We start from the raw sequence: 21531 nt of genomic DNA, 5'->3' as shown, positions 1-21531 counted from the left end.
GGGAGCTACAGGAGCAACCGGTTCACAAGGTCCAACTGGAGATACAGGTCCAACCGGAGCTGGAGCCACTGGAGCGACCGGGGCGACTGGAGTTAGTACAACTGCAACGTATGCGTTTGCGAATAATACATCAGGAACCGCTATTTCCGTTTTATTAGGGGGTACGAACGTACCGTTACCGAACAATCAAAATATTGGCCCAGGAATAACCGTTAGTGGTGGAAATACTGTATTTACAGTTGCGAATGCAGGAAACTATTATATAGCCTATACAATTAATTTAACGGCAGGTTTACTTGTAAGTTCTCGTATAACTGTAAATGGCAGTCCGCTTGCGGGAACGATAAATGCCCCGACAGTGGCTACTGGTTCATTTAGTGCAACAATAATCGCTAACTTGCCTGCTGGAGCTGCTGTTAGCTTACAGTTATTTGGAGTAGTTGCAGTAGCTACATTATCTACAGCAACGCCAGGGGCTACCCTAACTATTATTAGATTAAGTTAATAAGCAGAAAACCTTGAAACTTTTATGTTTCAAGGTTTTTTTATCTTTGTATTTGTAAGTAAACCTCGTTAACCAGGGGAGTGGCTCCCCTCTAATTATTTAAAGTTTCACTTTATTCTCTTGAGCAAAAACATCGCAGTTCGAAAATATATTATAATAGAATGAAAAGAAAGAAATTTGGCAGAAAGGGAGGGTGGCGATGCAGGAGATGGTTAAAGATTTTTTTGGACGCCCACTTCAAGATTTACGTATATCTGTCATTGATCGTTGCAATTTTAGATGTACATATTGTATGCCAGCGGAAATATTTGGGCCAGATTATGCTTTTTTGAAAGATGAGTTTTTACTAACCTTTGATGAAATTGAGCGTTTGGCAAAATTATTTGTTAACATCGGTGTACGAAAAATTAGAATTACTGGCGGTGAGCCACTACTTCGTAAAGATTTAACAAAACTTATTGCACGTCTTGTGAAAATTGATGGGCTAATAGATATAGGGTTAACGACAAATGCTGTACATTTAACGAAACAAGCGAAGGCATTAAAAGAAGCTGGATTACATAGAGTGAATGTTAGTTTAGATGCAATAGATGACGACATATTTAAGAATATTAATGGTCGAAATATTAATACAAAACCGGTAATTAAGGGAATTATAGCAGCTAAAGAGGCGGGGCTGGAAGTAAAGGTAAATATGGTTGTAAAAAAAGGGATGAACGATCATCAAGTACTTCCGATGGCTGCGTATTTTAAAGAGCAAGGAATCACGCTTCGGTTTATTGAGTTTATGGATGTTGGTAGTACAAATGGGTGGAATTTTGATCAAGTCGTTACAAAACGAGAATTGATTGAGATGATTCATAAGATGTATCCACTTGAGCCAGCCGAAGCGCATTACTTTGGTGAAGTTGCGAAGCGATATCGGTACGTTGGAACAAATGTTGAAGTTGGTTTTATTACATCTGTTTCTGAGTCATTTTGTGTCTCTTGTACGAGGGCGAGAATTTCGGCAGATGGAAAGTTTTATACGTGCTTATTTGCGACAGAGGGTTTGGATGTAAGAGAACTTCTTAGAGGAAATCTTTCGGATGAGGAGTTATTAAGTGTTATACAAGATGTATGGATGAATAGAAAAGATAGGTATTCGGATGAACGAACAGAAGAAAGTGCAAAAAATCGTCCGAAAATCGAAATGTCTTATATAGGAGGATAAGAAAGGGGGCTATCGCATGCAGGAGCGATATTCAAGACAAATATTATTTTCTGGTGTTGGAGAAGAAGGACAGAGAAAAATAAGAGAGAAGCATGTGCTTATTATTGGTGCTGGTGCTCTCGGTGCGGCAAATGCAGAAGCGATTGTTAGAGCAGGTGTTGGAAAAGTAACGATTGCTGACCGTGATTATGTAGAATGGAGTAATTTACAAAGACAACAACTATATACAGAAGAAGATGCAAAGCAGTATAAACCGAAGGCGGTAGCGGCAGCAGAGCATTTAAGAGCGATTAATTCTGAGGTGGAAATAACTCCTGTTGTGACGGATGTAACGGTGCAAGAAATGGAAGAATTAGTGAATGATGTAGATTTAATATTAGATGCGACAGATAATTTTGAAACGCGTCTTCTTATTAATGATATTTCACAAAAGTATAATATTCCGTGGATATATGGTGGGTGTGTCGGAAGCTACGGAGTAACGTATACAATTTTACCAGGGAAAACACCGTGTTTTCGCTGTTTAATGGAGCATCCAGCGAGCGGTGCAACATGTGACACAGCTGGTATTATACAACCGGCAGTACAATTAGTAGTTGCGCATCAAATTACGGAAGCGCTGAAAATATTAGTAGAAGACTTTGGTGCGCTTCGTGAAACGATGTTATCGTTTGATCTTTGGAATAATCAACAGATGGCATTTAAAGTGAATAGGCAGAAAAAAGATACTTGTTTATCTTGCGGAAGGTTACGTACATATCCGAGTTTAACATTTGAAGGACAAACGAAAACAGAAGTGTTATGTGGGCGGAATACAGTACAAATTCGCCCGGGTGTGCGGAAGAATTTTAATTTAGAAGAAATTAAAAAACGCTTACAAAGAAGCGTAGAGATAAAGGCGACACCTTATTTATTATCATTTCCGGTAGAAGAATATCGTTTTGTTTTATTTACAGATGGCAGGGCGTTCATTCATGGGACGAATGATATGAATGTAGCGAAAAGTTTATATGCAAGATATATAGGTTGAACCTAAAGGAAACCCTTTAGGCTCAACGGAGAGAGGATTATGAATTTCTCGTATAATCTCCACTTTTTCCACCTGTTTTTTCAAGTAAGTACGTTTCGCCGATAATCATACCTTTATCGACAGCTTTACACATATCATACACAGTAAGAGCGGTAGCGGAAGCAGCTGTTAAAGCTTCCATTTCAACACCGGTGCTACCTTCTGTTTTAACTTTTACTTCAATGAGTAAACGATATTGTTCTTCTGATTGTTTCCAATCGAAAGAAACGTCAACACCTTTTAATAATAAAGGATGGCACATTGGGATAATATCAGAAGTACGTTTCGCGGCCATAATGCCTGCGATTTGCGCAACTGCTAATACGTCACCTTTCCCAATTTCATTGTGAGAGATTTTATCGTAAATTTCTTTCGTAACGACAATGCTAGAGCACGCAATTGCTGTTCGAACGGTTGCTTTTTTGTCGCTTATATCAACCATTTTTGCGCGTCCTTGGTCATTGAAATGTGTAAATGAAGACATGGAATTCCTCCTTGAAGTAATTTCTATTGAATATATAAAGTTTAATCGAGATAAAAAAAATTGCAAATATGAGGTGAGAAACGATGGTAGAAAAACGAATTCCAATTCAAGTTGCTAAGGCAGTAGAACGGGTAATGAAATATGCGAAGCATGGTGAAGTAGAAGAAATTTCTATTACGGAAAGTTACGGGAGAATTCTCGGGGAAGATGTTGTCTCAGATCATGACGTTCCTCATTTTGATCGTTCCCCTTACGATGGTTTCGCCATTCGAGCAGAAGATACGAAAGAAGCAACTCAAGAGAATCCAGTTGAATTTGAAGTAATAGGAGAAATCGGGGCGGGTTCCGTTTTTTTAGAGGAAGTAGGAGCTTTTGAAGCAATTCGCATTATGACAGGAGCAGCTATTCCAGAAGATTGCAATGCAGTCGTAATGCTAGAGCTGACAGAAGGGTTTGAGAAGAACGGGAAAACATATATGAAGTTAAAACGCCCTTTTAATAACGGTGACAATGTGTCGTTTAAAGGAGAAGATATAAAACAAAATCAAGTTCTCGTTAAGAAAGGTGTTGCAATTAATCCAGGTGTTGCGGCCTTACTAGCAACGTTTGGATATAGCACGGTGAAAGTTGTAAAACAGCCTGTTGTCGGTATTGTAACGACAGGAAGTGAATTATTAGAAGTACATGAGCCGTTAGAACCGGGGAAAATTAGAAATAGTAACTCGTATATGATCGCAGCTCAAATTATGAAAGCTGGCGGGAAAGTTCGTTATTATGGTCAACTCGCGGATGAGTTAGATGCATGTTTTACAGCTGTTCAATCAGCGATCGATGAGGTCGACATTTTAATTACAACAGGCGGTGTATCAGTAGGAGATTATGACTACTTACCAGCTATTTATGAAAGATTACAGGCAAATGTACTCTTTAATAAGATAGCCATGAGGCCCGGAAGTGTAACGACAGTAGCTGAAGTTGATGGAAAGTTACTCTTTGGTTTATCAGGAAATCCGTCTGCTTGTTATGTAGGCTTTGAATTATTTGTGCATCCAATTATAAAAACGTATTTGTATGCGAAGGAACCTCACGTATATAGAGCGGATGCTATTTTACAAAAAGATTTTCCGAAGCCAAATCCATTTACTCGTTTCGTAAGAGCGAACGTAACAATTGTGGATGGGGCGTTACAAGCGATGCCGGTTGGTTTAGATAAATCGAGTGCGGTATCTTCACTTGCAGATGCGAATGCTTTTATCGTGTTACCCGGAGGAACGAGAGGATTTGAGACCGGAATGAAAGTATCCGTATTATTGTTAGAGCACTCTGAGGGATGTGAGTGGCCATGGGCGAAGCCCCTTCAATCTTACAAATAGTAGGGTATCAAAATAGCGGAAAAACGACACTTGTAGAGAAAATTGTGCATGCATTAGCCGAAAGCGAAATGAAAGTTGCTACAATTAAACATCACGGGCACGGAGGTTTTCCAGAAGTAGCGCAAAAAGATAGCGAAAGACACCGTAAAGCTGGTGCTGTCGTAAGTAGTGTAGAAGGTGCTGGATTACTTTCACTTTCTTCACTAAGAAAGAAATGGTCCTTGCAAGAAATTATTCGCTTATATGAGTTTTTTAAAGTGGATACAATTTTAATAGAGGGCTATAAAAAAGAGAACTACCCGAAAGTAGTGTTACTTCGTTCTGCGGAAGATGCTGAGCTTTTACATAAAGTAGAAAATATAGTGACGGTTATTACGTGGTATGATGTCCCAGTAAATATACGAGAAGAATATAAAGTATTTCATATAACAGAAGAAGAGTTGTACATAGACTGGTTTTTACAAACGGTTAGGAGTGCGAAATGACAAATACATATTATGAAGTAATTGATACAGAAATCTCGATTGAAGAGGTAACGAAGAAAGTAATTCGACGTGAATGCGGTGCTGTTACAACATTTATTGGAACGGTTAGAGAGTTTACGAAAGGGCGTCGTACATTATACTTAGAATATGTCGCTTATAAAACGATGGCAGAAAAGATGCTAGAGAAAATCGGCCTGGAAGTGAAAGAGAAATGGCCGGGTACATATGTTGCGATTACACATCGCATCGGTACGTTGCAAATTTCTGATATAGCGGTTGTTGTTGCTGTTTCAACACCACACCGTAAAGCGGCTTATGAAGCGAACGAATATATTATGGAACGCATAAAACAAATTGTTCCGATTTGGAAAAAGGAGTTTTGGGAAGATGGTGACTCATGGATTGGTGATCAATTAGAAAAAACACCATATCCGGCGGGAGAGCCTGGGAAGGAGCTATAAGTATGATTCGAGTATTGTTATTTGCGCACTTGCAAGAAGAAGCAGGGACAAGTGAATTACAAATAGAGAAAGAAAATATTACGGTTGCACAGTTAAAAGATGTTGTTGCGAACGAATATAATGTACCAGTTTCAGAGCCAATTATGGTTGCGATTAATGAAGAATATGCAAATGAAGATGACAAGGTCCAATCTGGTGATGTTGTTGCACTAATCCCACCAGTGAGCGGTGGTTAATATTGGATTCATTAAAACGACTTTCCTATATAGGGAAAGTCGTTTTTTTATGGCAGTTTTGAGAACACTAATCTATAGAACAAGGAGGGAATTATGAAAAAAATATGTGTAGTTATGACAATGCTATGTGCGTCTTTTTTCTCTTCTCCAAGTGATTCTTTCGCGAAAGAATCAAGAGAACAGCTTTTAGAGAGTGCATTATCAAATAGGTACTATTCAGTTATTAGACAAGTGACAGAAGATCAATATGAATGTGCTTCAGTCATAAATATAAAGCGTCTCGGCAAGAAAGATGAATTTGTTCCTAGGTATGAAGTGAAGCTACAATTTCTTACATTTCAAGGAGCGCATAATCCCCCGAACGATAAAGTTACGCTTACTTTGGAAGACCATTTAGATCACGTAAAGATAAAGAAAGTGGAGCGAGAAAAGAATGTTTCTGACGCTATTGCAGAAAAAGTTTGTGAACGGGAAAAAGAAAAAATAAAAGCTCACTCTAATGACTTAGAGTGATAACCTATGCATTTAGTAAAGAAAGGTAATGAGTGATGGATATATTTTTAGCGATTTTACCAGCTATATTTTGGGGAAGTATTGTGCTATTTAATGTAAAACTGGGCGGGGGACCGTATAGTCAAACGCTCGGAACAACGTTTGGAGCACTTATTTTCTCAATTGTTGTTTATATTTTTATGAAGCCAGTATTAACACCTACCGTTATCGGAGTTGGAGTTGTGTCAGGTTTATTTTGGGCGCTTGGTCAGGCAAATCAATTGAAAAGTATTGATTTAATGGGTGTTTCGAGGACGATGCCAATTTCAACAGGACTTCAATTAGTCGCGACGACTTTATTTGGCGTTATCGTATTTCATGAATGGTCCACGACAATATCGGTCGTCCTTGGGATTTTAGCGCTCGTTTGTATTATTATCGGTGTTATTTTAACATCGCTTCAAAGTGAAGAAGAAAAGAATGCAGAGCAAGCAGCAAACTTTAAAAGAGGTATCGTAATTTTATTAATTTCAACAGTCGGCTATTTAGTTTACGTAGTAGTGATTAGACTATTTAACGTAGATGGTTGGTCAGCTTTGTTGCCACAAGCAGTTGGTATGGTGTTAGGTGGGATTTTGCTTACCTTTAAACATCATCCATTTAATAAATATGCAATTCGAAATATTATTCCAGGATTAATTTGGGCAGCTGGAAATATGTTTTTATTCATTTCGCAGCCGCGTGTTGGAGTAGCAACAAGTTTCTCGCTATCGCAAATGGGAATTATTATTTCCACGCTTGGTGGGATCCTTATATTAGGTGAAAAGAAAACGAAACGTCAATTAACGGGTATCGTTGTCGGTATTGTTTTTATTATCGCAGCCGGAATTATGTTAGGTATAGCCAAAAGTTAAAGGAGGTATGGAAATGTATAGTGATTTAGCAGGGAAAGTTGTCGTTATTACAGGATCAGCAACTGGTCTTGGAAGAGCGATGGGAGTGAGGTTTGCTAAGGAAAAAGCGAAAGTGGTTATTAATTATCGCTCACGAGAATCAGAAGCGAATGATGTGTTAGAAGAAATTAAAAAGGTAGGCGGCGAAGCGATTGCTGTAAAAGGTGATGTAACCGTCGAATCGGATATTGTGAATCTCATTCAATCTGCTGTGAAAGAGTTTGGTACGCTTGACGTTATGATTAATAATGCAGGGATAGAAAACGCGGTACCGTCGCATGAAATGCCGCTTGAAGATTGGAATAGGGTAATTAATACAAATTTAACAGGTGCTTTTTTAGGAAGTCGTGAAGCGATTAAATATTTTGTAGAACATGATATTAAAGGGTCAGTCATTAATATGTCTAGTGTTCATGAGAAAATTCCGTGGCCACTATTTGTGCACTATGCAGCAAGTAAGGGTGGCATTAAACTGATGACAGAAACGTTAGCGCTAGAGTATGCGCCAAAAGGTATTCGAGTAAATAATATAGGACCAGGTGCAATTAATACGCCAATCAATGCAGAAAAGTTTGCTAATCCTAAAAAACGTGCTGACGTAGAAAGTATGATACCTATGGGCTACATTGGAAAACCTGAAGAAATCGCAGCAGTAGCAACTTGGCTTGCTTCATCAGAGGCGAGTTACGTAACCGGAATTACGCTATTTGCAGATGGTGGAATGACGTTATATCCATCGTTTCAAGCTGGGCGTGGGTAATATAAAAGGACGAAGAGATAAAACTCTTCGTCCTTTTTTTACAAAAAAAAATAGCGGCCAGCTATTTTAAATTTAGTGATTAATTGTATCTTGAAGAAATTCTGTTGCTTGATGTTCAGAAACATTTTGTACGAGTGCAACTTCACTGATCATCATTTTTCGGGCGTTATCTAGCATTTGTTTTTCACTCGCATTTAAAGTTCTCTCTTTATTGCGGCGAAGTAAATCCCGAACAACTTCTGCGCTATCTTGTAAATTGCCGTTTTTCATTTTTTCCATATTCATTGTATATCTTTGTTTCCATGAGAGTGATGTGTCTGACTCCCCGTTTTGAAATTCAAGAAGTATATCATCTAACGTACCTCGATCAACGATATAACGAATACCTGATTTTTTTAATTGATCCATCGGAAGCATTACTTGCATATCTTTACTAATGATGCGTATCACACAATATTGACGTGAAGTACCTAATATTTCTTTCTCTTCAATTGCTTCGATGATTCCTGCACCGTGCATTGGATAAACGATTTTATCACCAATTTGAAACAAATCATCCACCTCCATATGTGGTAACCACTTTTAATGATAACATACGTATGTAAAAATGTCAAATTTTATATAATAACATAATATTTATATTCGAGTCAATAAGATAAAGTGCTTTTTTTGTATTTTTTCGGGTTTTATTTATAGTGATTTTTTTAGAAAAATAGTACAGGTGAAGAAAGAAGGCATATCCACTTATTTTTAAGCATAAAATGTAAAAGCGCTAATACAATATACCTAAATCCGTTCTTTGCAAAGGAGGGAGAGAAGGTGGGGCGCACAATAAAAATTGATATTACAAATAAAGTTGTAGCTAAATTTAGACCAAATTATTTGGAATTATATACGAGTAAATTTATGATAGGTAAGTTTTATGTCTATACTGAAGATAAAAAATATGTGTTAGAAGACGGATATATATATGAGAATGGAAAGTTTTATCGCATCATAGATACGCACCGTGGCAATAATCAAGCGGCGGAGGGCTGCGATCTAGGATGGTGTTAACATGATTCGTGTGAAAGTTTTTGATGAAAGTCACGAAAAAGACTTAGAAGACGCTGTGAATGTGTTTTTGAAAAAGATTGATGATAGCAACTTTGTAGATATTAAGTATCAAGTTGGTGTTTCTATTAACGACGATGAAAACCAAATTTATTGTTTTTCAGCAATGATCGTTTATAAAGCATAAAAAAGAGCTGGCTCACCCAGCTCTTTTTTATGTTTTATGTTGGGACAACATGTGTCGGTAATACGTTCATAATAGATTGGGTTGTGCCTAATTTCTTTGTCGTTAAAAGAGGCTCCCCTGTTTCATGGTTTTGGGCATCTTTACACATACCAAGGTGATAACGATCACCTAAAAATGGATCAATATAAAAACCGTTTTTGAATACTTTATCATTTGGATGTTTTTCATGATGAATATCAGAGCAGTTAATGCAATAGAACATCGCTTTCATCCCCTTTTTATTTTTGTTTGAAAAAAGTGAGTCGGTAGTCATTTCGCTCCTGAGGAAATGTTGAGGAGAAGAGAAATAACTACCTACTCAAATGGTGGGCATATTCCTTCTGACTTTGTCATATCTCGCGTATTGTCCCTTGAGGGAAGGAGGAGAGACGAAGTACGCATGATATAAGTAAGGCGCTTCTTTCAATATGAATGATGGAGTTTCATGTTGAGAGAAGTTTTTATTTTGTATTGCCTTTGTGAGTATATTATGAGGAAATGCTAAGAGGGTGTTTGTCCTGTTGAAAAAATGTTGAGAATTTCTCAACAGTAAAAGGATTAGCGTTGACATGAAACTAAAAGGTGTTATATTATCAAAGTATAACCAAAAGGTGTTATGTTATAACGCCGAGTAAAGGAGAATGAAAATGGAACAACAAAATACATTAAATGATATTAAACAAACAATCGTTTTTAACGCGTCTATTCAAAAGGTATGGAGTGTAGTATCAACTGCAGAAGGGATTGCGTCATGGTTTATGCCAAATGATTTTGTATTAGAGGTAGGACATGAATTTCATGTGCAATCACCATTTGGGCCATCACCATGTAAAGTATTAGAAATTGATGAACCAAACCATTTATCTTTCTCATGGGATACAGATGGCTGGGTTGTTTCATTTGATTTGAAAGACTTAGGAGATAACAAAACAGAATTTACGTTAATTCACGGCGGCTGGAAACATCCTGATGAAATTCTTCCGAAAGCAAATGCGAAGAGCTCTATTATTCGCGATAGAATGAGCGGTGGTTGGGTAGCGATTGTAAATGAAAAACTGAAAAAGGTTGTCGAAGGCTAAGTGTCCTCGTCAGCAGCGAAATATGATGTATTTCAAGCAATTGCTGATCCAACCCGCCGAGAAGTAATACGGTTATTAAGTGACAAAGAGTTACCGATTTCCAAAATAACGGATCATTTTCCGATGAGTCGTACTGCGGTTGTAAAGCACCTTCATATTCTTTCAGAAGCGAATTTAGTAAGTGGAAGAAAAAGCGGAAGAGAGAAGATATATCGTTTGCATCCAGAACCATTAGAAGAATTACAACAATGGCTCTCGTATTATGAACGTTTTTGGGATAATAAATTATCCATGCTGAAACATATTGTGGAGAATGAAAAATAAAAAAGGATGACCAAAATGGTCATCCTTTTTATTGTTGCTCACTTGTTTGTGTAGCTGGCTTTAATAAGAGCCAAGCGATAATTAATGTAAATACTGCTAATACGAAAGTGCTCATATAAATGACGTGTACGCTTGATGCTAATGCAGATTGCGATTCGGTTACTACGTTTGCTGTAGTACCGCCATGTCCACCAGATACAAGATCAAGATTTTTAATACCACGTGCGTGAATCATCGTATTGAAGATTGTACCGAATATTGCAGCACCTAACGTTTGACTAAATGTATTAATAAATGTGTTTAAACCAACAGCTGTTCCGCGTGTATGAGCTGGTACGGCTGCTTGAATTGTTACCATGTAAATCGGTGTCACAAGCCCCATGCCTAAGCCGAATAATCCGACTGCTACATAAATAAGGAACGATGGTGAATTTGTTGATAGTGTAAATAATAAGAACGTAGCGACTGATAAAATGCTAGCTCCAAGTAAAATGATTTGTTTCGTTTTTAATTTGCCTACTAAGTTACCAGAGAAAATAGCGCCAAATGTCCACATAACAGGAATTGGCATTAAAATAAGTCCAGCTTCTGTAGCGTTTTTCCCTAATACACCTTGGCTCCAAATTGGAAGGTACATTGTAATACTAATAATCATTGCGCCAGCAATAAGAGTTAATATATTTATCGTAGATAATGTACGGTTAGAGAAAAGTGATAGCGGAATTAATGGTTCCGGAGATTTCTTCTCGATGAATAAGAAAATAATAAATGAAATAGCGGCAAAGATTAATAGGCCGATAATTGTCATGTCTCCCCAGTTTTGCTTACTGCTACCTGTTAATAATGCATATAGTAGAGCGATTGTACTTAATGAGAAGACTGTTGCACCAAGATAATCGATATGATGCTTAGCAGGTTTAATAGATTCTTTGTAGTAAATTGCAATCATTAAGCAAGCGATAATTCCGAATGGAACGTTTAGGAAGAAAATATAGCGCCAAGAAAGGGAATCAACTAAAAATCCACCTACTAACGGTCCGATAACACCGGATACACCCCAAACGGCACTCATCCAACCTTGTGCTTTCGCGCGGTCTTTCGCTTCGCTATATAAGTCTCCAATAATCGTCATTGTGATTGGCATAACAGCACCAGCACCGATACCTTGAAGCGCGCGGAAGAAGATTAATTGTTCCATCGATGTAACGACTCCGCAAAGTGCAGAACCGACTAAAAAGATTGTAGCTCCGATCAGTAAAACTTTTTTACGGCCAAATAAATCAGCGAGCTTTCCGTATATTGGAGTCGAAACAGCTGTTGCAAGCATATAAATTGCATATACCCAACTAACAAGTTCGACGCCTGACAAATCACTCGTTATACGAGGGATTGCTGTACTAACAATCGTTCCTTCTACCGCAGAAAGAAACGTCATTAACATTAAAGACATCATGACTTTTTTTCTCATTTGTTTTTCCCCTTACCCTTTTTTAAATATTCAACAATATAAAATATAAAGGTACTAAGGTATATAAAGCAACAAAAAAGCAATGGGAAGTTAAGTGGAGCCTATATTTGTCGTTTCTTGTCGGTAAGTCGATATATTTGGGAAATCGCCGATATAAGTTGCAGAATCGCTCATATAATTTCATGTACCTATAAAAAAAGAAACAGGAATCCCTGTTTCTTTTTTTTAATACTGCATTTTCGCGTTTTCTCCAGCTGTCGTTCCGGCAATTCTACCAGTAACAAGGGCTGATGTAATATTATAGCCACCAGTATAACCATGAATATCAAGAACTTCTCCGCAGAAATATAAGCCGTTCGTAAATTTAGAAGACATTTCTTTCGGATTAATTTCTTTCACGGATACACCGCCGCCAGTAACGAATGCTTTTTCAATTGACTGCGTACCATTTACATTCACAGTAAACTCTTTAAAGTCTTTCACAAGTGCACGAATCTTTTCGTGAGAAACTTGTCCAGCTTGTTCGCTGCCGTCAATTTCATTTTTTTCTAATAAGAATAGGAAGTAACGTTCAGGAACATAACCTTTTAAAACGTTTTTAATTCCTTTTTTCGGATCTTCTTTCATTTGTTTCAGCATGCGCTGAAATAGTTGCTCACTATTTTCCTCTGGCAATGCATCAATACTCATTTGTATTGTATTCGTTTTAAACTTTTTCAGTGCTTTCACGACGAATTGGCTACAGCGAAGAGCAGCAGGTCCAGATAGGCCGAAATGAGTGAAGAGCATGTCCATTTTGTGAGAAATGATAGCTTTTCCTTTCGGGTTTAATACACTTAAGTTTATATCACGTAAAGCAAGACCTTGTAATGAGCGGTCACGTATAAACGGCTCGTTTGAAAGGATAGGTACTTCTGTTGGGAATAATTCTGTGATTGTATGACCCGCTTTTTCAGCCCAAGCATATCCGTCTCCAGTAGATCCAGTTTGAGGAACTGATTTTCCGCCAACAGCGATAACGACGTGATTTGTTTCTAACACTTCGCCTGTTTGCAGTATAACTGCTTTTGTTTGACCATTTTCATATTCAATCGTTTCAACAGGCGTATTTGTACGAATTTTTACACCTAAGTCTTTTAATCGTGTTAAAAGTGCGTCTACAACAGATTGTGCTTTGTTTGACACAGGGAACATGCGACCGTGGTCTTCTTCTTTCAATTTAACACCGAGATTTTCGAAGAATGTAATAATATCTTCATTATTAAAAATAGAAAAAGCGCTGTATAAGAAGCGACCGTTTCCTGGTATATGTTTAACAATTTCATCAAGTGGTAGACGGTTCGTTACGTTACAGCGTCCGCCACCAGAAATTGCAAGTTTACGCCCAAGTTTATTTCCTTTATCAAGAAGTAAGACATTTGCGCCTTCTTCTGCAGCACCAATTGCAGCCATTAGCCCAGAAGGACCGCCGCCGATGACAATAACATCATAATGCATAATATATCGACCTCATTTTCTACATTTCCTGCCTAAAAGAATAGCATGTTTTCCCTTAAAAGAAAAATAGAGTGAAGTACTGCTTAATGAGAGAATTGTGGTACAATACAAAAGTTAGAGTTCAGCACTATCCTGCCATTTGTAGGCGATAAGACTAAAACCTCAAGATTTAGGAGAAGTAAATAGGGAGTCTGTTAGCCTGTAAATGCTCGAATGGTTCAACTAATAAGGAGTAGGAGAGAAGTCTCCAACTAATTATAGTTTCACTTTATGTAGATGTAGGAGGATTTTTGTATGTCCGATTCGAAATTTCTGCGCGGAACGCTTATTGTTACGCTAGGGACATTTTTAGTAAAGTTCTTAGGCATGATTTACGTCTTTCCGTTTCATGCATTAGTAGGAACAGAAGGCGGAACGCTCTATACATATGGATACATTCCATATACGATCTTTTTAAGTATCGCAACGGCAGGTGTGCCACTTGCTGTTTCAAAATTTGTTTCCAAATATAATGCGCTTGGCGATTATAAAACGAGCCGGAGAATGTTCCGCTCGGGAATGGTTATGATGATAGTAACAGGAGTTCTTTCGTTCCTAGTACTGTACATGACGGCGCCATTGTTTGCAGAAGCGATGCTTGGTAAACAAAGTATACACAATAATGTAGGAGAAGTTACGACGATCATTCGTCTTGTAAGTTTCGCGCTTATTGTTGTACCAGCAGCGAGTTTAATTCGTGGTTATTTCCAAGGTCACCAGTCTATGGGACCAACTACCGTTTCACAAATTATTGAACAAATTATTCGTATCGTCTTTTTATTAGCAGGTAGTTTTATCGTTATTAAAGTACTTGGCGGTACAGTTGCAACAGCAGTTGGAGTAGCGACATTTGCTGCGTTCGTTTCAGCGGTTGGAGCACTCGGTGTGTTAATTTGGTACTGGCTAAAACGTAAAAAATATTTGGATCAATATTTAATTGAACAAACTGTACCAGAATCAACAGTAAGCACCGTTCAATTGTTTAAAGAGTTATTTGCATATGCGATTCCTTACGTTGTAATTGGGTTAACAATTCCTTTATATCAACAAATTGATACATTGACATTTAACTCAATTATGCAGGCGATTGGTCAAGGTGATATCGCAGAGCGAGCTCTCGGCATTTTCACAATGTGGACGCATAAGTTAATTATGATTCCTGTATCACTTGCAACAGCGTTTAGTTTAACGCTTGTACCAGCAATTACAAAATCATTTACTGAAAAACAATACCGCTATTTGAAATTACAAATTACACAAACATTCCAGGCAAATATGTTTTTAACATTGCCAGCAGTTGTCGGTATTTCTTCACTTGCATATCCAATTTATACTGCGTTTTACGATTCAGATCCACTAGGTGGACAAGTATTAATGTGGTATGCACCAGTTGCGTTGTTATTCGCTTTATTTACAGTAACAGCGGCAATCCTGCAAGGTATTAACCAGCAGAAGCATGCGATTATTGCGCTTATAATGGGCGTTATTTTGAAATTTGTATGTAACGTAATCTTTATTCGTTATTTCGGTACAGTAGGAGCAATTCTAGCGACAGCAGTTGGTTTCTTAGCTTCTGTTTGGTACACAAATCAACAAATTAAAAAATACGCACACTATTCATTCGGTGTTGTATATAAAAGAACATTCCAAATTGCAGTACTGACACTTATAATGGTCGTTGCTGTAAAACTATCACAATGGATTCTATCCTTCATGATTTCGCCTGATGGCCGTATTGGTGCTCTTATAACAGTTGCGATTTGTGCAGGTATTGGCGGTCTTGTTTACGGATTGTTAGCAATTCGCACAGGAGTACTTGAAAGAGTATTTGGTGGAGAAGCATTAGATAAAATTCAACGTAAACTTGGTAGTAGATTTAAAATAAAGTTGAAATCAAGAGGGGCGTAATTACGTCCCCTTTTCTATGATAAATAAAGAAGGTGAAAAACGTGAGATTAGATAAATTATTAGCAAATATGGGATATGGAAGTAGAAAAGAAGTAAAGAAATTATTGAAAGATGGCGTTGTGAAAATTGATGGAACGCCAGTAAAAGATGCGAAAGTTCATGTAAATGTAGAAGAGCAAGAAGTTATGATTCACGGTGAAGTTGTGGAATACAAAGAATTTGTTTACTTAATGATGCATAAACCACAAGGTGTTATTTCAGCGACGGAAGATGATAATCATGAAACAGTAATAGATTTATTAGAATTAGAAGATGCAATCTTTGATCCGTTCCCAGTTGGACGACTTGATATCGATACGGAAGGCTTCCTATTGATAACAAATGATGGGAAGTTATCACATCAATTATTATCTCCGAAAAAGCATGTGCCGAAAAAATATTATGCACACGTTGCAGGAGTAGTAACAGAAGAGGATGTAAAAGAATTTGCTAAAGGTGTTATTTTAGACGATGGCTATGAAACAAAGCCAGGTGCACTTACAATATTGAAAAGCGATGATATTTCTGAAATTGAGCTTGTGATTACGGAAGGGAAATTCCATCAAGTGAAGCGTATGTTTGAAGCGGTAGGAAAAAAAGTAGTCTACCTAAAGAGAACAGAGATGGGTCCGTTAGTATTAGATGAAGAACTAGAACTTGGACAATACCGAGAGCTAACAGATGAAGAAGTAGAAATGTTAAAAACATATCAAGTAGATACTGAAAAGTAGTACCTACCTTTATAGGCGCAGAAAAGACCCCTTTCTAATTATTAGAAAGGGGTATGTATTTATTTACCATACAATTATTTTTCGTTATGAGGTCATTCTCACTTTCTTTCCTGTTGTTGTCCACTTACCGCGGCAAGGGCTATACACGAGTTCATTAAACTGCAACACATTTAGATCACGTTGTATCGTTCGCGGTGTGATCCCGAACTCATCTACAAGGTCTTTCGTCGTTACCGTTCCGTTTTCATTGATGTACATATAAATTGATTTAATGCGTGTTAGCATACGAGTAGTTGTAGGTTTCAAGAGAAAACCACTCCTCTACTAGTTTTTTTGACCCCATTCAGGAAAGAAGGTCGTTACTACCATTGTACTCTACATGATAAAATTCATGCTTTAATCTACTTAAATTTTACAGAAATTTAACAAATATTCATATAGAAAAATATTGGTAGTTGACATTGTATATATGGTCAGTCAACTAACACATAAAATTCTACGTAAAACGCCAAATTCCTGCAAATTTTTTTGAAAAAACAAAAGAAAAACTAATAAGAAATATCTGAAATATTACAATTGTTCGGTATTTAGTTTTCGTGTATGGCATAAGAGATTTCGGTTTGTTATGATGAAAGAAACAATATAGTGAAGGATGGATGCGTGATGTCAGCAATTAATTGGACAGAAGAAGTTGCGAAACGAAAAGATGATTTAATTCGTGATACACAACAATTTTTACAAATTAAAAGTGTATGGGAAGAAGAATCTGCGAAAGAGGGCGCACCATTCGGTGAAGGTGTAGAAAAAGCTTTATCTTTCATGTTACATAAAGGAGAAACTGAAGGTTTTACTTCTAAAAATTTAGAAGGATATGCAGGTCATCTTGAAATGGGGCAAGGAGAAGAATTAGTAGGTATTCTCTGTCACGTTGACGTTGTACCAGAAGGAGATGGCTGGACGACTCCTGCATATAGTGCAGATATTCGCGACGGAAAGATTTTTGCACGTGGTGCAATTGACGATAAAGGCCCAACGATGGCAGCATATTATGCGATGAAAATTGTGAAAGAATTAGGCTTACCTCTTTCCAAACGTGTTCGTATGATTATAGGAACAGATGAGGAAAGCAATTGGAAATGTGTAGATCACTACTTTAAAAACGAAGAAATGCCAACAATCGGTTTTGCGCCAGACGCGGATTTTCCAATTATTAATGCAGAAAAAGGAATTTCTGATATACAAGTTGTGCAAAATGGTAGTGAAGAGAAAAAAGGTACATATGAACTTGTTTCATTTGATTCAGGGCGCCGTTTAAATATGGTTCCTGATTTTGCAGAAGCGGTTATTACGGGAGAAGATGTAAATGCACTTACAGTAGCATATGAAGAGTATTTACAAACTGCTAAAAAAATAGGGAAATCGACTATAGAAGGAAATACAGTGACGTTGCAAATAGAAGGAATTTCAGCGCATGGATCTACTCCTGAAAAAGGAGAAAATGCAGGTTTATTATTAGCAAACTTCTTAACTACAGTTTCACTTGATGGAAAAGCAACTGCATTTGCGACATTTGCAACAGAAACATTTACTGGTGATATTTTTGGTGAAAAAGCTACTATTGCTTATAAAGATGAAATTAGCGGTCCGTTAACAGTGAATGTCGGTCGCATTTCTTATACGAAAGAAAACGGTGGTAACTTAGGGCTAAACGTACGTTACCCAGTTACAACTAACTTTGAAGAAACAATTGTGAAGTTGAAAGCATATGTTGGTACGCATGGTTTTGAAGTGGCTGACTATTCTAATTCTCGCCCGCATCACGTCGATAAAGATCACGTATTAATCCGTACGTTACAACGTGTGTATGAAGAACAAACAGGTGAAAAAGCAGAACTATTAGCAATCGGCGGCGGTACTTATGCTCGTTCATTAAAAGCTGGTGTGGCATTTGGCCCGCTATTCCCTGGAAAAGAAGAACTTGCGCATCAAAAAGATGAGTATATCGAAATTGAAGACTTATTAAAAGCAACAGCAATTTACGCGCAAGCAATTCATGAATTAGCGAAGTAATGGATATATAAATAATGTCCGCTCTCTATTTTGGAGAGCGGCTTCTTTTTACCTGAATGAGATAAGAAAGAAAAGCAACAATAGAAAGAAGGAGAAGATGTACATGGAACTGCATTATTTTGTCGCAATTACGTTACCGAATCATATAAAAGAAATGCTGTCTAACTATAAAGAGGACATGCAAGAGGAATTACAATTTCGTTCATGGGTACATAAAGAAGACTATCATATTACCCTTTCATTTTTAGGGAGTGCAACGGAGGAACAGCTAGAGGGAATAAAGAATGGATTACAAACAATTGCAGAAACAAAAGAACTATCGTTCACATTACAAGGTTTTTCAACGTTTGGTAGGGAAGATCAGCCTCGTATTTTTTGGGCGAAGGTAAGTGAGAATCACGATTTGTTTCAGTTGCAAAAGCAAATACATGCCATTTGTGAAGAAAATGGATTTTCTCTAGAAACACGCCCATATCACCCGCATATTACCGTTGCTCGTAAATGGATAGGAGAAGAAAAGTTTCGTTTAGAAAGTATAAAAGAAGTGCCTGAAATATCATTTCAAGCAGATACAATTACTTTATACGAATCCCACGTGAAAGAAACCCCGAAGTATAAATCGATTGCTGAAATAAAATTACAAAAATAGAATGTTGAAAACGTTTTTTATGCAGGTGAATATACTATAGAGAAGAATGGAGTTACTGTATAGAGTCTTGTTGATAAGAAAAGCCTTATCATTTGCAGCTCATTTTATCTCGCCTAATTGGTGAAGGCTAATAATAAGTGAGGATGGAGAAATTTTCTCGCTCATTAAAGTTTCACTTTATTTTAACTTTGAGAATGATGGTGATTTTTTTATGTTGAAAGTAAAACGTCCATTTGATGCCTATTTAGATGAAATGAATAAAATTACAATTTTGCTCCCACATGCGTATGGAACAAGTCGGACATTTCGTTTGCAAGAAGGAAGTAATGTGAAAGATTTACCGATTGCTCATACGATTGCGCTTCCAGATGCAACGAAGTATGAGTGCTTTATAGAAGAGCCGCTAGATGTGGGGAAGTATTATACAGTACGAGATGAACGGAATGAAGAAACTGATTTACAAATAGGTGCTGTTATTCGAACAAAAATTTTCGATGAAAAGTATTATTACGAAGGTACAGATTTAGGTGCTGTTTATCAAAAAGAAGAAACGACATTTAAAGTATGGGCCCCAACTGCAAGGCTTGCGAAAGTAAGAATTTATAAGAGCAATAAAGAATATGCCGATCATGAAATGTACAGGGGAGAAAACGGAGTTTGGATTCAAACATTACAAGGTGATTTAGACGGAGCACGCTATACATTTCTTGTTTGTATTAATTTAATATGGAACGAAGCTGTGGATCCTTATGCAAAGTCGGTGACGGTAAATGGAAAACATGGTGTTGTTATCAATTTAGAAAAAACGAATGTAACAAGACGAGAGGGATTACCAACATTACAATCAATGACAGATGCCATATTGTATGAACTGCATATTCGTGATGCGACTATACATCCAAATAGTGGAGTAATTCAAAAGGGAACATATAAAGGATTGATGGAAGAGGGAACAACAGGACGGAATGGGACATTAACAGGGTTGTCTCATATAAAAGATTTAGGTGTTACACATGTTGAACTATTACCTTTATATTGTTTCGGTGGTGTAGATGAGGCGAATCCTTCGTCCGCCTATAATTGGGGATATAATCCATTATATTACAATGCACCAACAGGATATTATGCTACAAACCCCTCTGATCCGTATAACAGGATAGTTGAGTGCAAACAACTAATTGAAACATTTCATAAACAAGGTATTAGGGTGATTATAGATGTTGTATATAATCATGTTTATGAAAGAGAGCTATCATCATTTGAAAAGCTTGTTCCAGGATATTATTTTCGTCATGGTGAAGATGGTATGCCTTCTAATGGGACGGGAGTCGGAAATGATATAGCGTCTGAACGGAAAATGATGAGGAAATTCATTGTAGAGTCTATTTTATATTGGCTTACTGAATACAATGTCGATGGATTCCGATTCGACTTAATGGGAATTTTAGATGTTGATACAATGAATATGATAGAAAAAGAAGTGCGAAACATAAAAAGAGATGCTTTGTTATTAGGAGAAGGATGGGATTTACAAACACCGCTTCCTGCCAAAGAAAAAGCAACGTTAAATAATGCGAAGAAAATGCCACATATCGCGCAGTTTAATGATCAATTTCGTGATGGGATAAAAGGGAGTACATTTCATATAAATAAGCGTGGTTTTGCATTTGGTGGGCATGTAGACTGTAATCATTTGCAGTATATTGCAGCAGGAAGTCTTTTAAGTATGAAAGAAACAGGGCTGTTTCTAGAGCCAGCGCAAAGCATTAACTATGTAGAATGTCATGATAATATGACGATGTGGGATAAACTAGTGCGCAGTAATGAAGAATCAGAAACGATTTTGAAAAAACGTCACCTGTTAGCGAGCGCAATGGTTATTCTTTCACAAGGCATTCCTTTCTTACACGCAGGGCAAGAGTTTTATCGTACGAAGAAAGGAAATGAAAATAGTTATAATGCAAATGATGAGATCAATCAATTAGATTGGGATCAAAAAGAGAAAGAGATAGAGACCGTTAACTATATAAAAGGTTTAATTGCGATTCGTAAAGAGCATGGGGCATTCCGATTACAAAGCGCAGACCTTATAAAAAAACATATGACTTTTTTACAAACATCTACAGAAGTACTTGCATATCACCTAGAGCATGTAGAAACGTTTGGGCCGTGGAAAGAGATTATCGTCTTATTTAATAGCGGTTTAGAAGCTAAAACTGTGCAACTCCCGAAAGAAGCAACGTGGCATGTGTTAGTAAACGAAAACGAAGCGAAAATAGAGCCAATTTCTTCATTTAGAGGAAAGGAACTTAAGCTCGCTCCAATTAGCACGTATATATTGACGATAATGTGACAAATCGCTACTTGACGATGAGAATGTAATAAATGTAGAATTGACAAAGGTGACGATTTTGATA

25 protein-coding genes are annotated in these 21531 nt (G+C 37.3%); 19 read left to right on the top strand and 6 right to left on the bottom strand.

What is annotated here, in order from left to right:
- The 3 genes from DN404_RS11755 to DN404_RS11740 form a co-directional block, all read left to right on the top strand.
- The coding region (locus tag DN404_RS11755) for a BclA C-terminal domain-containing protein (protein WP_149215084.1) at positions 1–505 on the top strand (505 nt) is incomplete at its 5' end.
- 199 nt (positions 506–704) lie between these two features.
- Entirely contained in the window at positions 705–1718 is a 1014-nt protein-coding gene (moaA, locus tag DN404_RS11745) for a GTP 3',8-cyclase MoaA (protein WP_001157114.1), read from the top strand.
- Between the two features lie 16 nt (positions 1719–1734).
- Positions 1735–2748, top strand: a complete 1014-nt coding sequence (locus DN404_RS11740; RefSeq protein WP_001158105.1) for a molybdopterin-synthase adenylyltransferase MoeB — start codon at positions 1735–1737, stop codon at positions 2746–2748.
- Positions 2749–2785: 37 nt separating this feature from the next.
- On the opposite strand, the gene moaC is transcribed toward DN404_RS11740, so the two are convergent.
- A complete protein-coding gene (moaC, locus tag DN404_RS11735) occupies positions 2786–3271 on the bottom strand; it encodes a cyclic pyranopterin monophosphate synthase MoaC (protein WP_000094146.1) in 486 nt (161 codons plus the stop codon).
- Between the two features lie 83 nt (positions 3272–3354).
- Here moaC and moeA point away from each other — a divergent pair, with 83 nt between their 5' ends.
- The 7 genes from moeA to DN404_RS11700 all read left to right on the top strand — a co-directional run bounded on the left by moeA (position 3355) and on the right by DN404_RS11700 (position 8031).
- Positions 3355–4644 (top strand): molybdopterin molybdotransferase MoeA, encoded by a 1290-nt coding sequence (gene moeA, locus DN404_RS11730; protein WP_000229713.1) that lies wholly within the window; start codon positions 3355–3357, stop codon positions 4642–4644.
- On the top strand, positions 4614–5129 hold the full coding sequence (gene mobB / locus DN404_RS11725; protein WP_149215083.1) for a molybdopterin-guanine dinucleotide biosynthesis protein B: 516 nt from the start codon (positions 4614–4616) through the stop codon (positions 5127–5129). The genes moeA and mobB overlap by 31 nt, the downstream gene beginning before the upstream one ends.
- The gene (moaE, locus tag DN404_RS11720; RefSeq protein ID WP_000185943.1) at positions 5126–5590 is read left to right on the top strand and encodes a molybdopterin synthase catalytic subunit MoaE; all 465 of its coding nucleotides are present in this window, start codon (positions 5126–5128) and stop codon (positions 5588–5590) included. Before mobB ends, moaE begins: the two co-directional genes overlap by 4 nt.
- Before the next feature lie 2 nt (positions 5591–5592).
- Positions 5593–5826 (top strand): molybdopterin converting factor subunit 1, encoded by a 234-nt coding sequence (gene moaD, locus DN404_RS11715; RefSeq protein WP_000621777.1) that lies wholly within the window; start codon positions 5593–5595, stop codon positions 5824–5826.
- A gap of 93 nt (positions 5827–5919) precedes the next feature.
- The gene (locus DN404_RS11710; RefSeq protein WP_000717684.1) at positions 5920–6339 is read left to right on the top strand and encodes a DUF3888 domain-containing protein; all 420 of its coding nucleotides are present in this window, start codon (positions 5920–5922) and stop codon (positions 6337–6339) included.
- 35 nt (positions 6340–6374) lie between these two features.
- Positions 6375–7232: a glucose uptake protein GlcU gene (gene glcU, locus DN404_RS11705; protein WP_000350861.1), complete on the top strand. Its 858-nt coding sequence runs from the start codon at positions 6375–6377 to the stop codon at positions 7230–7232.
- A 13-nt stretch (positions 7233–7245) separates the two neighbouring features.
- Entirely contained in the window at positions 7246–8031 is a 786-nt protein-coding gene (locus DN404_RS11700) for a glucose 1-dehydrogenase (protein WP_149215082.1), read from the top strand.
- 72 nt (positions 8032–8103) lie between these two features.
- Here the strand turns inward: DN404_RS11700 and DN404_RS11695 are convergent, their stop codons facing one another.
- Positions 8104–8598, bottom strand: a complete 495-nt coding sequence (locus tag DN404_RS11695; RefSeq protein WP_000451445.1) for a CarD family transcriptional regulator — start codon at positions 8596–8598, stop codon at positions 8104–8106.
- 252 nt (positions 8599–8850) lie between these two features.
- Here DN404_RS11695 and DN404_RS11690 point away from each other — a divergent pair, with 252 nt between their 5' ends.
- Positions 8851–9087 (top strand): DUF2553 family protein, encoded by a 237-nt coding sequence (locus tag DN404_RS11690; RefSeq protein WP_000533804.1) that lies wholly within the window; start codon positions 8851–8853, stop codon positions 9085–9087.
- A gap of 1 nt (position 9088) precedes the next feature.
- Positions 9089–9271 carry a sporulation protein Cse60 gene (locus DN404_RS11685; RefSeq protein WP_000621751.1) on the top strand — a complete coding sequence of 61 codons (183 nt, stop codon included), beginning with the start codon at positions 9089–9091 and terminating at the stop codon, positions 9269–9271.
- A gap of 34 nt (positions 9272–9305) precedes the next feature.
- Here the strand turns inward: DN404_RS11685 and DN404_RS11680 are convergent, their stop codons facing one another.
- Positions 9306–9533, bottom strand: coding sequence for a DUF3973 domain-containing protein (locus DN404_RS11680; protein WP_000498989.1), 228 nt, complete (start codon positions 9531–9533; stop codon positions 9306–9308).
- A gap of 424 nt (positions 9534–9957) precedes the next feature.
- On the opposite strand from DN404_RS11680, the gene DN404_RS11670 reads away from it, so the two are divergent.
- Positions 9958–10389, top strand: coding sequence for an SRPBCC family protein (locus DN404_RS11670; protein WP_000437765.1), 432 nt, complete (start codon positions 9958–9960; stop codon positions 10387–10389).
- Positions 10390–10713 (top strand): ArsR/SmtB family transcription factor, encoded by a 324-nt coding sequence (locus DN404_RS11665; RefSeq protein WP_006924901.1) that lies wholly within the window; start codon positions 10390–10392, stop codon positions 10711–10713.
- Between the two features lie 28 nt (positions 10714–10741).
- Here DN404_RS11665 and DN404_RS11660 read toward each other — a convergent pair whose 3' ends face one another.
- Both DN404_RS11660 and DN404_RS11655 read right to left on the bottom strand, forming a co-directional pair.
- Positions 10742–12181 (bottom strand): MDR family MFS transporter, encoded by a 1440-nt coding sequence (locus tag DN404_RS11660; protein ID WP_006924902.1) that lies wholly within the window; start codon positions 12179–12181, stop codon positions 10742–10744.
- 225 nt (positions 12182–12406) lie between these two features.
- Positions 12407–13678: a BaiN/RdsA family NAD(P)/FAD-dependent oxidoreductase gene (locus tag DN404_RS11655; protein ID WP_000558859.1), complete on the bottom strand. Its 1272-nt coding sequence runs from the start codon at positions 13676–13678 to the stop codon at positions 12407–12409.
- A 294-nt stretch (positions 13679–13972) separates the two neighbouring features.
- Here DN404_RS11655 and DN404_RS11650 point away from each other — a divergent pair, with 294 nt between their 5' ends.
- Together DN404_RS11650 and DN404_RS11645 are read left to right on the top strand one after the other, a co-directional pair.
- A complete protein-coding gene (locus DN404_RS11650) occupies positions 13973–15625 on the top strand; it encodes a putative polysaccharide biosynthesis protein (protein WP_001284028.1) in 1653 nt (550 codons plus the stop codon).
- A gap of 41 nt (positions 15626–15666) precedes the next feature.
- The gene (locus tag DN404_RS11645) at positions 15667–16395 is read left to right on the top strand and encodes a pseudouridine synthase (RefSeq protein WP_001234947.1); all 729 of its coding nucleotides are present in this window, start codon (positions 15667–15669) and stop codon (positions 16393–16395) included.
- 84 nt (positions 16396–16479) lie between these two features.
- Here the strand turns inward: DN404_RS11645 and DN404_RS11640 are convergent, their stop codons facing one another.
- Positions 16480–16701 carry a DeoR family transcriptional regulator gene (locus DN404_RS11640; RefSeq protein ID WP_000805512.1) on the bottom strand — a complete coding sequence of 74 codons (222 nt, stop codon included), beginning with the start codon at positions 16699–16701 and terminating at the stop codon, positions 16480–16482.
- Between the two features lie 357 nt (positions 16702–17058).
- Here DN404_RS11640 and pepV point away from each other — a divergent pair, with 357 nt between their 5' ends.
- The 3 genes from pepV (at position 17059) to pulA (ending at position 21467) form a co-directional block, all read left to right on the top strand.
- Complete coding sequence (pepV, locus tag DN404_RS11635) at positions 17059–18465, top strand: dipeptidase PepV (RefSeq protein ID WP_001274259.1); 1407 nt, start codon at positions 17059–17061, stop codon at positions 18463–18465.
- A gap of 103 nt (positions 18466–18568) precedes the next feature.
- The gene (gene thpR / locus DN404_RS11630) at positions 18569–19114 is read left to right on the top strand and encodes an RNA 2',3'-cyclic phosphodiesterase (RefSeq protein ID WP_000418984.1); all 546 of its coding nucleotides are present in this window, start codon (positions 18569–18571) and stop codon (positions 19112–19114) included.
- Between the two features lie 211 nt (positions 19115–19325).
- Positions 19326–21467 carry a type I pullulanase gene (gene pulA, locus DN404_RS11625; RefSeq protein ID WP_149215081.1) on the top strand — a complete coding sequence of 714 codons (2142 nt, stop codon included), beginning with the start codon at positions 19326–19328 and terminating at the stop codon, positions 21465–21467.
- The last annotated feature ends 64 nt before the right edge of the window (positions 21468–21531 follow it).

The sequence above is a fragment of the Bacillus sp. TE8-1 genome (assembly GCF_008368855.1).
Lineage (GTDB): Bacteria > Bacillota > Bacilli > Bacillales > Bacillaceae_G > Bacillus_A > Bacillus_A cereus.
Note: the sequence above shows the minus strand (reverse complement) of the source record. Positions and strands in the feature narration are given on the sequence as shown.